Origin of the sequence: Paracoccus sp. 228, from assembly GCF_000967825.1 — a bacterium.
GTDB classification, from domain to species: Bacteria; Pseudomonadota; Alphaproteobacteria; order Rhodobacterales; family Rhodobacteraceae; genus Paracoccus; species Paracoccus marcusii.
The window spans coordinates 343,629-356,670 of sequence record NZ_JYGY01000001.1 but is presented as its reverse complement, the minus strand read 5'-3'; the positions used below and the strand labels follow the sequence as shown (position 1 = coordinate 356,670).

The 13,042-nt window shown below is 68.7% G+C and carries 15 protein-coding genes and 1 tRNA gene; 11 read left to right on the top strand and 5 right to left on the bottom strand.

The features are described 5' to 3' along the window. Positions 1–2: 2 nt before the first annotated feature. The 4 genes from SY26_RS01685 to SY26_RS01670 all read right to left on the bottom strand — a co-directional run bounded on the left by SY26_RS01685 (position 3) and on the right by SY26_RS01670 (position 2,978). Complete coding sequence (locus tag SY26_RS01685; protein WP_045999019.1) at positions 3–818, bottom strand: TIGR00282 family metallophosphoesterase; 816 nt, start codon at positions 816–818, stop codon at positions 3–5. 100 nt (positions 819–918) lie between these two features. Next, the gene (locus SY26_RS01680) at positions 919–1,125 is read right to left on the bottom strand and encodes a cold-shock protein (protein ID WP_042248736.1); all 207 of its coding nucleotides are present in this window, start codon (positions 1,123–1,125) and stop codon (positions 919–921) included. Between the two features lie 155 nt (positions 1,126–1,280). Beyond that, positions 1,281–1,355: transfer RNA gene (locus SY26_RS01675), tRNA-Thr, on the bottom strand. A 30-nt stretch (positions 1,356–1,385) separates the two neighbouring features. Continuing rightward, a complete protein-coding gene (locus SY26_RS01670; protein WP_232303268.1) occupies positions 1,386–2,978 on the bottom strand; it encodes an iron ABC transporter permease in 1,593 nt (530 codons plus the stop codon). Between the two features lie 229 nt (positions 2,979–3,207). On the opposite strand from SY26_RS01670, the gene SY26_RS01665 reads away from it, so the two are divergent. Next, positions 3,208–4,083, top strand: coding sequence for a hypothetical protein (locus SY26_RS01665; RefSeq protein WP_045999018.1), 876 nt, complete (start codon positions 3,208–3,210; stop codon positions 4,081–4,083). 30 nt (positions 4,084–4,113) lie between these two features. On the opposite strand, the gene SY26_RS01660 is transcribed toward SY26_RS01665, so the two are convergent. Next, positions 4,114–4,365, bottom strand: a complete 252-nt coding sequence (locus SY26_RS01660) for a DUF2312 domain-containing protein (protein WP_042248738.1) — start codon at positions 4,363–4,365, stop codon at positions 4,114–4,116. Positions 4,366–4,476: 111 nt separating this feature from the next. Between SY26_RS01660 and SY26_RS01655 the strand changes: the two genes are divergently transcribed. From SY26_RS01655 to SY26_RS01610, 10 genes are all read left to right on the top strand, one after another. Next, positions 4,477–4,704 carry a hypothetical protein gene (locus SY26_RS01655; RefSeq protein WP_045999017.1) on the top strand — a complete coding sequence of 76 codons (228 nt, stop codon included), beginning with the start codon at positions 4,477–4,479 and terminating at the stop codon, positions 4,702–4,704. Between the two features lie 7 nt (positions 4,705–4,711). Continuing rightward, complete coding sequence (gene dtd, locus SY26_RS01650; RefSeq protein WP_045999016.1) at positions 4,712–5,161, top strand: D-aminoacyl-tRNA deacylase; 450 nt, start codon at positions 4,712–4,714, stop codon at positions 5,159–5,161. Between the two features lie 254 nt (positions 5,162–5,415). Then, positions 5,416–6,789 carry a DEAD/DEAH box helicase gene (locus tag SY26_RS01645; protein ID WP_084693637.1) on the top strand — a complete coding sequence of 458 codons (1,374 nt, stop codon included), beginning with the start codon at positions 5,416–5,418 and terminating at the stop codon, positions 6,787–6,789. A 111-nt stretch (positions 6,790–6,900) separates the two neighbouring features. Continuing rightward, the gene (locus tag SY26_RS01640) at positions 6,901–7,473 is read left to right on the top strand and encodes a thymidine kinase (protein ID WP_045999015.1); all 573 of its coding nucleotides are present in this window, start codon (positions 6,901–6,903) and stop codon (positions 7,471–7,473) included. Between the two features lie 88 nt (positions 7,474–7,561). Beyond that, positions 7,562–8,716 carry a D-alanyl-D-alanine carboxypeptidase family protein gene (locus SY26_RS01635; protein ID WP_045999014.1) on the top strand — a complete coding sequence of 385 codons (1,155 nt, stop codon included), beginning with the start codon at positions 7,562–7,564 and terminating at the stop codon, positions 8,714–8,716. Then, positions 8,716–9,312, top strand: coding sequence for a dTMP kinase (gene tmk / locus SY26_RS01630; protein ID WP_045981295.1), 597 nt, complete (start codon positions 8,716–8,718; stop codon positions 9,310–9,312). Before SY26_RS01635 ends, tmk begins: the two co-directional genes overlap by 1 nt. Further along, positions 9,309–10,418 carry a DNA polymerase III subunit delta' gene (locus SY26_RS01625; protein WP_045999013.1) on the top strand — a complete coding sequence of 370 codons (1,110 nt, stop codon included), beginning with the start codon at positions 9,309–9,311 and terminating at the stop codon, positions 10,416–10,418. The genes tmk and SY26_RS01625 overlap by 4 nt, the downstream gene beginning before the upstream one ends. Before the next feature lie 3 nt (positions 10,419–10,421). Further along, positions 10,422–11,216: a TatD family hydrolase gene (locus tag SY26_RS01620; protein WP_045999012.1), complete on the top strand. Its 795-nt coding sequence runs from the start codon at positions 10,422–10,424 to the stop codon at positions 11,214–11,216. Beyond that, the gene (locus SY26_RS01615; RefSeq protein ID WP_045999011.1) at positions 11,213–12,019 is read left to right on the top strand and encodes an MBL fold metallo-hydrolase; all 807 of its coding nucleotides are present in this window, start codon (positions 11,213–11,215) and stop codon (positions 12,017–12,019) included. Before SY26_RS01620 ends, SY26_RS01615 begins: the two co-directional genes overlap by 4 nt. Further along, positions 12,016–12,960, top strand: a complete 945-nt coding sequence (locus tag SY26_RS01610; protein ID WP_045999010.1) for an AEC family transporter — start codon at positions 12,016–12,018, stop codon at positions 12,958–12,960. Before SY26_RS01615 ends, SY26_RS01610 begins: the two co-directional genes overlap by 4 nt. The last annotated feature ends 82 nt before the right edge of the window (positions 12,961–13,042 follow it).

Here is a 13,042-nt window from a genome sequence, read left to right as displayed (position 1 = left end):
GGTCAGGCCGGATGCGTGGCCGCCAGCCGACCGCCGTCGCGCACCGGCTGGACGCTGCGCGCCTGGCCCGTGCGGTCGTCCGTCTCGACCAGCACGCCGGACAGCGTCGCCTCGCCTTCTGCGGGCACAAAGCGGTCGCGGACCATACCGGTGATGAAGCGGCGCAGCGGCTCTGCCTTGTCCATGCCGATCACGCTGTCATAGTCGCCGCACATCCCCGCATCGGTCAGATAGGCCGTGCCGCGCGGCAGGACCTGCGCATCGGCCGTGGGGACGTGGGTGTGGGTGCCCACCACCAGGCTGGCGCGCCCGTCGCAGAAATGACCCACGGCCATCTTCTCGCTGGTCGCTTCGGCGTGGATGTCGACCAGGGCGGCCTGCACCATGCCGCCCGGCGGATGGGCGCGCAGCACGCCGTCCAGCGCCGAGAACGGATCGTCATAGGGACGCGACATGAACACCTGGCCCAGGGCCTGCACGATCAGCGCCTTGCGCCCGCGCTGGTCGCTGATGATCGTGTGGCCGCGGCCCGGCGCCTCGCGCGCGAAGTTCAGCGGGCGCACGATCCGCGGTTCGCGGTCGATGAAGGCCAGCATGTCCTTTTGATCAAAGGCATGGTCGCCGAGCGTCAGGCAATCGGCCCCCGCCTCCAGCAGCAGCTGCGCGTGACCCGCGGTCAAGCCGCGTCCGCCGCTGGCGTTCTCCGAATTGACCACGACAAGATCGGCCTTCAGCCGGGCGCGCAGCCCCGCCAGCCGTTCGGTGATCGCACGACGGCCCGAACGGCCCATCACATCGCCAAGAAACAGAATTTTCATGGGGGTCTGCTATGCCAATCTGCGTGCGGCCTCAAGCGCGCACATGCAAAAAGGGCTGCCTTGCGGCAGCCCTTTCATATCGTCGCCGTAAGGCGTCGGATCAGACGAACTGAACGTTCGTTGCCGATTCGCGACCGTCGCGGCCACGCTCCAGCTCGAACGTCACCTTCTGGCCATCGGCCGGAGCCGACAGGCCCGCGCGCTCGAGAGCCGAGATGTGCAGGAAAACGTCCTGGCGGCCGCCTTCCGGTTGAATGAAGCCGAAGCCTTTGGTGCTGTTGAACCACTTCACGGTGCCGTTGGCCATCGTGAGATCTCCTGTCTTAGTGTTCCACCCGCAGTATGCGGTGGCTTGGCCGTCAGATTAACAAAGCAGACTGAAGGCAGAAGCAGACAGGATGCAGAGAATTTAACGTAGCCATGTCTAGATAGGGCGGACAGGGCCTTAATGCAAGGGAAACTTGGTGCCGGCTGAGGGATTTGAACCCCCGACCCCCTGATTACAAATCAGACGCTCTACCACTGAGCTAAGCCGGCAACGTCGTCCGATTACCAAGCCGCCCGATGTTACGCAAGCGGCGGCTTCGTGCGCCTTGCACCGCCCAGGTTGGTGCGCGCCAGAAGCGCGACCGCGGCCAGCCCCACGGCCATCACCAGCAGTGCCGCGGGCGCGGCGTTGCCCAGATCTTCCAGGCTGGCGCGTTCGTGGGTGCGGGTCGCCAGCGTCTCGAAGTTGAACGGGCGCAGCAGCAGCGTTGCGGGCAGTTCCTTGACGCAATCGACGAAGACCAGCAGCAGCGCCGCCCCCACCGACCCGCGCATCATCGGCAGATAGACAGCGCGCAGCACCCCGGCATTGTCGCGCCCCAGCGACCGCGCCGCCATCGGCAGCGAGGGCGGCACCCGCGTGAAGGCCGCGTCGATCGCCCCCTGCCCGATCGCGAAGAAACGGACCAGATAGGCCAGCACGATGGCCGTGCCCGTGCCCGTCAGGATCAGCCCCGGATCGGTGCCCGTCACCGCCAGCCAGCCGTCCGCGACCCGGTGGTCCAGCGCGGCCAGCGGGATCAGCAGGCCCACCGCCAGCACCGCCCCCGGCGCGGCATAGCCGATGGTCGTGACCGGCATCAGCAGGCGCGGCAGCGCCCGCCCCGACAGGCGCGTGCCATAGACCATGATCAGCGCCATCAGAACCGTCAGCACCGCGGCAATCCCGCCCAGCGACACCGTATGCCAAGCGGCCCTCACCAGCCCCGGCGACACCCAACCCTGCGGATAGGCCAGCGCATAGGTCGCGATCACCCCCACCGGCAGGACGAACCCCATCGCGAAGGGCAGCGTGCAGGCCAGCGTCGCCAGGACCCCCGGCAGGGCACGCAGGCGTTGGCGCTGGATCGGCCGCGGCTGCCGGGCGCTTTGGTGATAGCGTGCGTTGCGGCGGGCAAAGCGTTCCCACAGTGACAGAAGCACGATGATGGCCAGCATCGCGCAGGCGATCTGGGCGGCACCGCCGGCGTTCCGACGCTCCAGCCAGGTGGTGAAGATGCCGGTGTTCAGGGTCTGGACCCCGAAATAGCTGACGACGCCGTAATCGGCGACCGCCTCCATCATCGCGATGGCCGATCCCGCCACGATGGCCGGGCGCGCCAGCGGCAAGCCAACACGGGCGAACAGGCCCCAGGGGCCGGTGCCCAGGGCGCGTGCGACCTCGTATGCGCTGCCCGACTGTTCGTGCAGCGCGGCGCGCGTCAGCAGATAGACATAGGGATAGAGCGCAGAGGCCAGCACCACGATCGCCGCCTCCAGCGAGCGGATGCGGGGGAACCAGTAGTCGCGGGCCGTCTCCCACCCGAACCAGCCGCGCAGGGCGATCTGGACCGGGCCGGAATAATCCAGGAAATCGGCCAGCGCATAGGCACCGATATAGGCGGGCACCGCCAGCGGCAGCAGCAGCAGCCACTGCAGCACGCCGCGGCCCGGAAAGTCGTACATGCTGACCAGCCAGGCAGCCCCGGTGCCCATCGCCGCGGCCAGCAGTCCCGTCCCCACCGCCAGCGCGACCGTGTTGCCGAAATAGCGGGGCATGACGCTGGACAGCAGATGCGGCCAGATGTTGTCGGTGGGGTTCAGCGCCAGCCAGACGACCGACAGGACCGGCATCAGCACAAGCCCCGCGACCAGGACCGCGGCGACCGACCATCCGCGCCCGCCCCCCTGGCGCAGGGCATGATCGTGACGGCGGCTGCGGGTCGGTTCTGGGGCTGTCCGGGTCATGCCCAAGGGCGATATGCCAAAGCGGTTTGACTGTCCACGCCGGACGGTTAATCTGCGCGCCACAACCAGGGTGGGCTTGCCCGCCGCAAGGCCAAGAAAAGACGGGACAGTTCAGATGCAGATGGTTTTCCACCTGGGGGTGCACGGCACCGACCGCGACCGCCTGCTCAAGACGCTGCTGAACAACCGCGCCGCCCTGCAGGGCATCGGCACCGAGGTTGTCACCCCGAACCGCCACCGTGGGCTGTTCGACGAGGCGCTGGCATCGCTGAACGGCGGCACCGCCACGCCCGAGATGGAACAGATCATGATGGACGCGATGCTGGAAAGCGACGATCCCAAGCGGATCGTGATGTCCACCTCGACCTTCATGGGTGCGCCGGGCCGGGCTGTGGGGCGCGACGGGCTCTATCCGCAGATCGGCATGCGCGCGGCCGCGCTGTCGCGGCTGTTCCCGTCGGCGCGGACCGAGTTCTTCCTGGCGATGCGCAATCCCGCCACCCTGCTGGCCGAGGTCCTGCCCCAGTTCAGCGGCGGCGGCTATGACGACCTGATGCAGGGCAATCACCCGCTGCAGCTGCGCTGGCGGCTGGCCATCCAGAAGCTGGTCCGATCGGTGCAGGGCCGCCGCCTGGTCCTGTGGTGCCACGAGGATGTGCCGCTGATCTGGCCCGAGGTGGTGCGGTTGATCGGCGCATTGCCCGACGGCGTGCCGCTGGCGGGAAACATGCCCTACATGTTCGACCTGCTGGGCCCGTCCGGGATGGAGAAGCTGCGCGCCGCGATGGCGGGCCGCGACCAGACCAATGTCGCGCAGCGCCGCCAGATCTATTCCGACGTCCTGGCCGCACATGCCTTGCCCGAGGTGCTGGAGCAGACCGTCGACCTGCCGGGCTGGACGCAGGGGCTGGTCGATCAGGTGACCGAAAACTATCGCGCCGACGTGGCCGAGATCGCGGTCCTGCCGGGCGTCGAGTTCATCCTGCCCTAGGGCCGCGCGGGCGGCCCCGGGACGGGTGCGTCAGACCATGCCCAGGGCGGCCTTGTACATGTCCAGGATCGCCTCTTCCTCGGCGATGTCGTCCTTGTCGCGGCGGCGCAGGGCGATGATCTGCTTCATCACCTTGGTGTCGTATCCGCGGGCCTTGGCCTCGGCCATCACCTCTTTCTGGCGTTCGGCGATGTCCTTCTTTTCGGCCTCAAGCTGCTCGAACTGTTCGATGAACTGGCGCAGCTCGTCCGCGGCCACCCCATAGGCTTGATCGTCCTGCATCGGATTCGTCCCTTCTTGCGCGTTTGCACCGGGTGTTAGGCGGTCTTGTTGCGGGGTGCAATCGCCGCTAGGGGACGGTCGCGAAACCCCGCTTTGCGCAAGGAGACGACCATGACCCTGTTCGACTGGATCATCTGGAGCGGCGCGGCCCTGACCCTGATCGGGCTGGGCGCCCTTGTCTGGTGCATCTGGACCGTCAGCCGCGCCCGCGCGCGGGGCCTGGACGACGCGGCGCTGCGCGAGAAGATGCGCAGCGTGCTGGCCGTGAACATGGGCGCGCTGGCGGCATCGGTCATCGGCCTGATGATGGTCGTGATCGGCATCGTGCTGGCCCGGTGACCCGACGATGAGGGTCCTGATCCAGCGTGTCACCCAAGCCAGCGTCACCGTCGACGCCCAGATCGTGGGGCAGACCGGGCCGGGCCTGCTGATCCTGGCCTGCGCCATGCGGGGCGACGACGACGCGGCCGCCACGGCACTGGCCGGGCGGGTCGCGCGGCTGCGCATCTTCCGCGACGATCAGGGGCGGATGAACCGGTCGGTGCTGGACACGGGCGGGACGGCGCTGGTCGTCAGCCAGTTCACCCTGGCCGCCGACACCCGCAGCGGCAACCGCCCCGGCTTCTCCTCGGCCGCCGCGCCCGACGATGGCCGGCGCCTGTACGAACGCTTCGCTCAGGCGCTGCGCGACCTGGGGGTCCCCACCGAAACCGGGCGCTTTGGCGCGGATATGCAGGTGGTTTTGGTCAATGACGGGCCCGTGACGATCTGGATGGACAGCGCCGACCGCGCCTGACCATCCAGGACCGTGCCTGACGGGGCTTGACTTTCACGTCATTTCCGCCCATCTGACCCCCATCGCCGTCCGCTGCCGCGTGAGCAGCCTTGGGCCCCTGCCCGATGACGCCGACACCCAATCCAGTTTCCCATTCACGCGGGGAGGCAGCAGGCATCCTCGTATCGCGCCTGCACCCCTGCCACTGGCCGCGCCCTGCGCGGGGCCCCTGCCTTTGCGTCCGATACGGGGGACGGAAGGGACGAAAGATCCTGATGGAACAGAACAACACCCGCCGCCGCCCCAACCGTGGCGGCAAGTCCACCCCCGCCCGCCCGCCGATCCAGGCCAACGAAGGCCGCCGCGCCCCCGCCCGCGAACCCGTCATCACAGGTCCCTTCGCGGATATGGGGATCGACCACCGCATCAACGCCAACATCATCGCGATGGGCCTGACCACGCCCACCCCGATCCAGGAACAGGGCATTCCCGCCATCGTGCAGGGCCGCGACGTGCTGGGCCTGGCCCAGACCGGCACCGGCAAGACGGCGGCCTTCGGCCTGCCGATGCTGACCCGCCTGATCAACTATGGCAAGAAGCCCGACCCCAAGACCTGCCGCGCGCTGATCCTGGCACCGACCCGCGAACTGGCCACCCAGATCGCGACGAACATCGACGCCTATGCCGAAGGCACGCCGATCCGGTCGTTCCGCGTCGTGGGCGGCGCCTCGATCAACACCCAGACCGAGCGGCTGTCGCGCGGCGTGGACGTGCTGATCGCCACCCCGGGCCGCCTGATGGACCTGATCGAGCGCCGTGCGATCAGCCTGGAGGCCACCACCTATCTGGTGCTGGACGAGGCCGACCAGATGCTGGACATCGGCTTCATCCATACGCTGCGCAAGATCGCGCGGATGCTGCCCCGTGAACGCCAGACGCTGATGTTCTCGGCCACCATGCCCAAGCTGATGTCGGAACTGTCGGACACCTACCTGACCAACCCGGTCAAGGTCGCCGTCAACCCGCCGGGCCAGGCCGCCAAGAAGATCGAACAGGGTGTCCACTTCGTCAGCCAGGGCGACAAAGCCACGCTGCTGGCCGAATACATGTCCAAGCACACCAACGAGCTGGCGATGGTCTTCGGCCGCACCAAGCACGGCTGCGAAAAGCTGGCCAAGCTGCTGGAAAAGTGGGGCTTCGCGGTCGCCGCGATCCACGGCAACAAGAGCCAGGGCCAGCGCGAGCGTGCGCTGGAGGCCTTCCGCAAGGGAGAGACCAAGGTGCTGGTCGCCACCGACGTGGCCGCCCGCGGCCTGGACATCCCCGAGGTCGCGCATGTCTATAACTACGACCTGCCGAACGTCCCCGAGAACTATGTCCACCGCATCGGCCGGACGGCGCGTGCGGGTCGTGACGGTCGCGCCGTGGCCTTCTGCTCGCCTGCCGAACTGGGAGAGCTGCGCGCCATCGAGAAGGCCATGAAGAACGCCATTCCGGTGATCGGCGGCGACGTGCCCTCGGCTGCTGCGGCCGCAGCGGCGGGTCCTGCCGGAGGTGCACAGCGCGGACGCGGCAAGCCGATGGACGGGGGCGCCCACAAGCGTCCGGCACGCCGCCCGTCGCGCGCGCCCAAGAGCCGCACCGCCTGATCCCTGCCGCAAGGCGGAATGGGTATCTGGACAACGAACGGGCCGCCGGGGCGCAATCTCCGGCGGCTTTCGCTTGTCGCGCGTGATGCGCGCGGGTATGGGCCGGGCACCATGGCAAAGCTGTATTTCAACTATTCGACGATGAACGCGGGCAAGAGCACGCTGCTGCTGCAGGCGTCCTACAACTATCGCGAACGCGGGATGGAGACGCTGCTGCTGACCGCGGCGCTGGACGACCGCGCCGGCAAGGGGCGCATCGCCAGCCGGATCGGCATCGCCGACGAGGCGCTGTCCTTTGACAGCGCGTCCGACCTGCTGACGCTGGTGGCGCAGACCGCGCCACGCCCCGCCTGCGTGTTCGTCGACGAGGCGCAGTTCCTGACCGCGGACCAAGTCTGGCAGCTGGCCCGCGTGGCCGACGACCTGGGCATTCCGGTGATGTGCTATGGGCTGCGGGTCGATTTCCGGGGCATGCTGTTTCCGGGATCCGCTGCCCTGCTGGCGCTGGCCGACGACATGCGCGAGGTGCGCACCATCTGTCATTGCGGCAAGAAGGCCACCATGGTCATCCGCCGCAACGAGGCGGGACAGGCGATCACCGAGGGCGCGCAGGTGCAGGTCGGCGGGAACGAGACCTATGTCTCGCTCTGCCGCAAGCACTGGCGCGAGGCCACGGGAAACTGATCACGATTGCCCCGTCCCGGCCATGGCGCGTTGCGGGGCGGATTGGGTTGATGTAACCATCATGGAAAACAACCTAGGGGGACTTATCATGCGCGGATTCCTGATCTGGGTGGCGGCCGTGCTGGCCATGACGGCCCCCGCCAAGGCCTTTGACACGACAGCATCGGCCGCGTGGGTCTATGACGTCCAGACCGGCACCGTGCTGATGGAGAAGAACGCCGAGACGCCGCTTCCCCCGGCCTCGATGTCCAAGCTGATGACCCTGACCATGCTGTTCGAGGCGCTGCGCGACGGCCGCGTAAGCATGGACACGACCTTTCCGGTGTCCGAGAAGGCGTGGCGCATGGGCGGGTCCAAGATGTTCGTGGAACCAGCCGACCGCCCCTCGGTCGAGGATCTGATCCACGGCATTATCATCAATTCCGGCAACGACGCCTGCGTCGTCGTGGCCGAGGGCCTGGCCGGGACCGAAGAGGCCTTTGCCCGCCAGATGAACGAACGCGCGGCGCAGCTGGGACTGACCCACACGACGCTGACGAACGCCTCGGGCTGGCCCGATCCGGGACATCGCATGTCGATGGAGGATCTGGGTCTGCTGGCTACCTACATCATCACGGAATTCCCGGATCTCTATCCGAACTTCGCCATGACTTCGTTCAACTACAAGGGCCGCGTGCCGTCGAACGCGGGCAACCGCAACCCGCTGCTGTCCATCGGCACGGGCGAATGGACCGCCGACGGGCTGAAGACCGGCCACACCCAGGAGGCCGGATACGGCCTGGTCGGGTCGGCCATCCAGGACGGGCGTCGCATCATCTTCGTCATCACCGGCCTGACAAGCGACCGTGCCCGGGCCGAGGAATCCGAACGCCTGGTCAACTGGGCATTCCGCGAATTCAGCATGCGCACCCTGGTCCCCGCCGGAGAGGACGTGGCGCAGGCCCCCGTCTGGCTGGGCACCGTGTCGCGCGTCGGCCTGACCACCCAGAACGGCGTCAACGTCCTGGTTCCCGCCGGCGTCCAGGACCAGGTCAAGGTCGAGGTCGTCTACGACTCTCCCGTTCCAGCGCCCATCGCGAGGGGGGACCGCCTTGGCCAGTTGGTCGTGACCATCCCCGGCACGCGCGACACCGTCACGCCCCTGATCGCCACGCAGGACGTCCCCGAGGCCGGGCTGGTGGGCCGCATGAAGGGGGCCGTGATGCAGCTTGGCCAGCGTGCCATCACCGCCGTCACCGGCTGATGCTGATCAGCCTGGAAGGCATCGACGGCTGCGGTAAGTCCACCCAGTCCCGCCTGCTGGCCGACGCGCTGCGGGCGCAGGGCCGCGAGGTCGTGCTGACCCGCGAGCCGGGCGGCAGCCCAGGCGCCGAGGAGATCCGCCGCCTGCTGGTCGAGGGGGCAGGCGAACGGTGGTCGCCCGAGACGGAATGCCTGCTGTTCACCGCCGCCCGGCGCGATCATCTGGAACGCACGATCCGACCCGCGCTGAAAGCGGGCCATGTCGTCGTGACCGACCGGTTCGCCGACAGCACCCGCGTCTATCAGGGTGCGGCGCGGGGTGACCTGCGGGACATGGTGGACCGGCTGCACGCGTTGATGATCGGGGTCGAGCCGGACCGGACCTTCGTCATCGACATCGACCCAGAAACGGGGCTTGCCCGCGGCACTGCGCGCGGCGGGGCCGAGGACCGCTTCGAAAGCCTGGGGCTGGCTTTCCAGCAGCGGCTGGCGACGGGCTTTCGCGCGCTGGCCGCCGAATATCCCGACCGCGTCCGGCTGATCGACGGCAGAGGCAGCGCCGCGGACGTGTCCGCCCGCATCATGGCCGCGTTGTGAAGACCGAGGCCGCCGACATTCCCGAACCCGACCGGGTCCCGGGCGCACCCCATCCGCGTCACGCGACGCGCGTGATCGGTCAGGACGCGGCTGCGGCGGCGTTTCTGCAGGCCGCGCAGGGCGACCGGCTGCATCATGCCTGGCTGCTGACCGGGCCGCGGGGCGTGGGCAAGGCGACGCTGGCCTGGGCCATCGCGCGCTGGCTGCTGGCCGAGACCGGGCGGGCCGATCTGGCCGTCGATCCCGACACGCCAGAGGCCCGCCGCATCGCCGCCCTGTCCGAGCCGCGCCTGGCCCTGATCCGCCGCCCCTGGGACGACAAGACCAGCCGCCTGCGCGCCGAGATCACCGTGGACGAGATCCGCAAGCTGCTGTCCTTCTTCCACCTCTCGGCTGCCGAAGGCGGTCGCCGCGTGGCGATCATCGATGCCGCCGACGAGATGAACATCCCCGCCGCCAACGCCCTTCTGAAGGTGCTGGAGGAGCCGCCGTCGGATGCGCTGATCCTGCTGATCGCGCATCAGCCCGCACGCCTGCTACCCACGATCCGGTCGCGCTGCCGCACACTGCGCCTGTCGCCGCTGCCACCGCGACAGATGTCGGCGATCCTGTCCGACATGGGCCTGAACGAGGATGCCGAGGCGCTGTCGGCCCTGTCCGACGGATCGGTCGGAGAGGCGCTGCGGCTGGCCGGCCAGGGGGGTCTTGACCGCTATCAGGACCTGGTCGACCTGTTCGCCACCCTGCCCCGGCTGGACCGGCTGGCGGCCTCCAAATTCGCCGATGGCGCGGCGGGGCGCGCTGGCGCCGACGGTGACCCGTTCGATCTGACCATCACCGTGCTGGACCGCTTCGTTACCCGGCTGGCGCGGGCGGGGCTGATGGGCGCGCCGCTGCCCCAGGCCGCGCGCGGCGAAGGGGCTTTGATGGCGCGGCTGTCACCCGACGACCACGCCGCCCGCATCTGGGCCGAGGCGCAGGCCCGCCTGTCGGCGCGTGCCCGCACGGGACGGGTGGTCAACCTTGACCCTGCCGCGCTGGTCATGGATATGGTGCTGGAACTGGCGCAGCTGCCGCCCGCGCAAGCGTCCCTGACCAAGGCCTGACCGATGACCGATGCGGCCCTCCGGCTGACCGACAGCCATTGCCACCTGGATTTTCCCGATTTCGACGGCGAACACGCAGCCCTGATCCATCGTGCCCGTTCCGCGGGCGTCGGACGGATGGTCACCATCTGCACCCGCCTGCGCCAGGAACCCGCCGTGCGCGCCCTGGCCGAGGCCCATGACGGCGTCTTCTATGCCGCGGGCACCCACCCGATGAGCGTCGCGGATGAACCCATGGCCACCGTCGATCAACTGGTGGCCCTGGCCGATCACCCGAGATTCGTGGCCATCGGCGAGACGGGGCTGGATTACCACTACACCGCCGAAAGCGCGCAGGCGCAACAGGACAGCCTGCACATTCATATCGAGGCCGCGCGTCGGACGCGCCTGCCCCTGATCATTCACGCCCGCGACGCCGATGACGATATGGCGCGCATCCTGGCCGAGGAACATTGCGCCGGCGAATATACCTGCGTCATGCACTGCTTCAGCTCGACCCCCGCGCTGGCGCAGGCGGCGCTGGACCTGGGGTTCTACCTGTCGATGTCGGGCATCGCGGCCTTTCCGCGGTCGTCCGATCTGCGCGACATCTTCAAGGCCGCGCCGCTCGACCGCATCCTGGTCGAGACCGACAGCCCCTATCTGGCCCCGCCCCCGCATCGCGGGCGCCGGAACGAACCCGCCTATGTCGCCCATACCGCCGCGGTGGGCGCGGACCTGTTCGGCCTGTCCCTGCCCGATTTCGCCGCCCGAACCGAGGCCAATTTCGAACGCCTGTTCTGGAAGGCCGCCCGATGAGCGCCACGATCCGCGCCACGATCCTGGGCTGCGGATCGTCCGGCGGGGTGCCGCGCCTTGGCAACCGATGGGGCGCCTGCGACCCGGAAAACCCGCGAAACCGCCGCCGCCGCTGTTCGCTGCTGGTCGAACGCGACGGGCCGGACGGCACCACCCAGGTGTTGATCGACACTGGCCCCGACCTGGTTCCGCAGATGCTGGACGCGGGCGTGGCGACGCTGGACGCCGTGGTCTATACCCATGCCCATGCCGATCATGTCCACGGCATCGACGACCTGCGCCAGCTGGTCTTCAACGCGCGCCGCATCCTGCCGGTCTGGGCCGATCAGCCCACTGCCGAAGCGCTGACGACCCGCTTCGGCTATGTGTTCGAGACGCCCGAGGGCAGTCTCTATCCCCCGATCTGCGCGCTGCATGCGATCGACGGCCCGATCACCATCGACGGCCCCGGCGGCCCAGTGACGCTGACCCCGTTCCGCGTCCAGCACGGAGAGATCACCGCCCTGGGCTTCCGCATCGGCGGTCTGGTCTATCTGCCCGACGTCTCGGACATTCCCGACGCCGCATGGCCGCTGATCGAGGATGCGCCGGTCTTCGTCATCGACGCCCTGCGCCATGAACCCCATCCCAGCCATGCCCACCTGGCCCTGTCGCTGGACTGGATCGCCCGCGCGCGCAGCCCCCGCGCGGTGCTGACGAACATGCATATCGACATGGACTATGCCGCGGTCGCAGCCCAGACCCCGGACCATGTCGAGCCCGCCTTCGACGGCATGCAGATCACCGTGCCCGCCGCGACATGACGGCGCTGTTCACGATCATCCTGCCCGTCTTCCTGATCGTGGGCTTCGGCTATCTGGTGGCATGGCGGGGCTGGTTCTCGGCCAGCGGTGTCGACGGGCTGATGAATTTCGCGCAGAACTTCGCAGTCCCCACGCTGCTCTTCGTGTCGATGGCGCGCCTGGACCTGGGCACCGAGTTTCGCGCCCAGCTGCTGATCCCCTTCTATGCCGGCGCCTTCGCGGCCTTTGCGGCGGGTTGGGGGGGCGCCCGGTTCCTGTTCGGCAGGCCGCCGGTGGACTGCGTGGCGATCGGGTTCGTGTGCCTTTTCTCGAACACGTTGCTCTTGGGCGTACCGATCACGGAACGCGCCTATGGCCCGGATGCGCTGGCCGGGAACTGGGCGATCATCGCGATCCATTCGCCGATGCTCTACACCTTCGGGATCACGGTGATGGAGTTCACTCGCGCCCGCGGCAGTGGCCTGTCGGTCGGGCGCGTGGCCCTGCGTGCGCTGACGGGGGTGCTGCGCACCTCGCTGGTCATCGGCATCATCGCGGGCCTGTCGGTGAACCTGCTGTCGCAAGCGGGGCTGGCCCTGCCGCAGGGGTTCTGGGACGCCGCCGACATGATCGCGCGCGCCGCCCTGCCCGCCGCACTGTTCGGCCTTGGCGGCGTCCTTTATCGCTATCGTCCTGAAGGCGACATGGCGACCATCGCCTTGTGCTGCTCCGCATCGCTGATCCTGCATCCCGCGATCACCTTCGGTACGGCCTGGGCGCTGGATCTCGACCGCGACGGCATGCGCTCGGCCGTGCTGACGGCGTCGATGGCCCCGGGCGTGAACGCCTATCTGTTCGCCAATGTCTACGGCGTGGCCAAGCGTGTCGCAGCCTCCAGCGTGCTGATCGCCACGGCGCTGTCCACGCTGACGATCTGGATTTGGCTGGCATTGCTGCCCTGAGGCGTCGCGGGGGTCCGGGGGGCCGCAGGCTCCCCGGCGGGGGGTGCGGGGGGCCGGCCCCCCGCCGTCGCGGGACGCAACC

What these genes read in the sequence shown, in the direction of transcription:
- SY26_RS01685 (WP_045999019.1), bottom strand. Translation starts at nt 818, where the DNA reads ATGAAAATTCTGTTTCTTGGCGATGTGATGGGCCGTTCGGGCCGTCGT.
- SY26_RS01680 (WP_042248736.1), bottom strand. Translation starts at nt 1,125, where the DNA reads ATGGCCAACGGCACCGTGAAGTGGTTCAACAGCACCAAAGGCTTCGGC.
- SY26_RS01670 (WP_232303268.1), bottom strand. Translation starts at nt 2,978, where the DNA reads ATGCCGGTCCTGTCGGTCGTCTGGCTGGCGCTGAACCCCACCGACAAC.
- SY26_RS01665 (WP_045999018.1), top strand. Translation starts at nt 3,208, where the DNA reads ATGCAGATGGTTTTCCACCTGGGGGTGCACGGCACCGACCGCGACCGC.
- SY26_RS01660 (WP_042248738.1), bottom strand. Translation starts at nt 4,365, where the DNA reads ATGCAGGACGATCAAGCCTATGGGGTGGCCGCGGACGAGCTGCGCCAG.
- SY26_RS01655 (WP_045999017.1), top strand. Translation starts at nt 4,477, where the DNA reads ATGACCCTGTTCGACTGGATCATCTGGAGCGGCGCGGCCCTGACCCTG.
- dtd (WP_045999016.1), top strand. Translation starts at nt 4,712, where the DNA reads ATGAGGGTCCTGATCCAGCGTGTCACCCAAGCCAGCGTCACCGTCGAC.
- SY26_RS01645 (WP_084693637.1), top strand. Translation starts at nt 5,416, where the DNA reads ATGGAACAGAACAACACCCGCCGCCGCCCCAACCGTGGCGGCAAGTCC.
- SY26_RS01640 (WP_045999015.1), top strand. Translation starts at nt 6,901, where the DNA reads ATGGCAAAGCTGTATTTCAACTATTCGACGATGAACGCGGGCAAGAGC.
- SY26_RS01635 (WP_045999014.1), top strand. Translation starts at nt 7,562, where the DNA reads ATGCGCGGATTCCTGATCTGGGTGGCGGCCGTGCTGGCCATGACGGCC.
- tmk (WP_045981295.1), top strand. Translation starts at nt 8,716, where the DNA reads ATGCTGATCAGCCTGGAAGGCATCGACGGCTGCGGTAAGTCCACCCAG.
- SY26_RS01620 (WP_045999012.1), top strand. Translation starts at nt 10,422, where the DNA reads ATGACCGATGCGGCCCTCCGGCTGACCGACAGCCATTGCCACCTGGAT.
- SY26_RS01615 (WP_045999011.1), top strand. Translation starts at nt 11,213, where the DNA reads ATGAGCGCCACGATCCGCGCCACGATCCTGGGCTGCGGATCGTCCGGC.
- SY26_RS01610 (WP_045999010.1), top strand. Translation starts at nt 12,016, where the DNA reads ATGACGGCGCTGTTCACGATCATCCTGCCCGTCTTCCTGATCGTGGGC.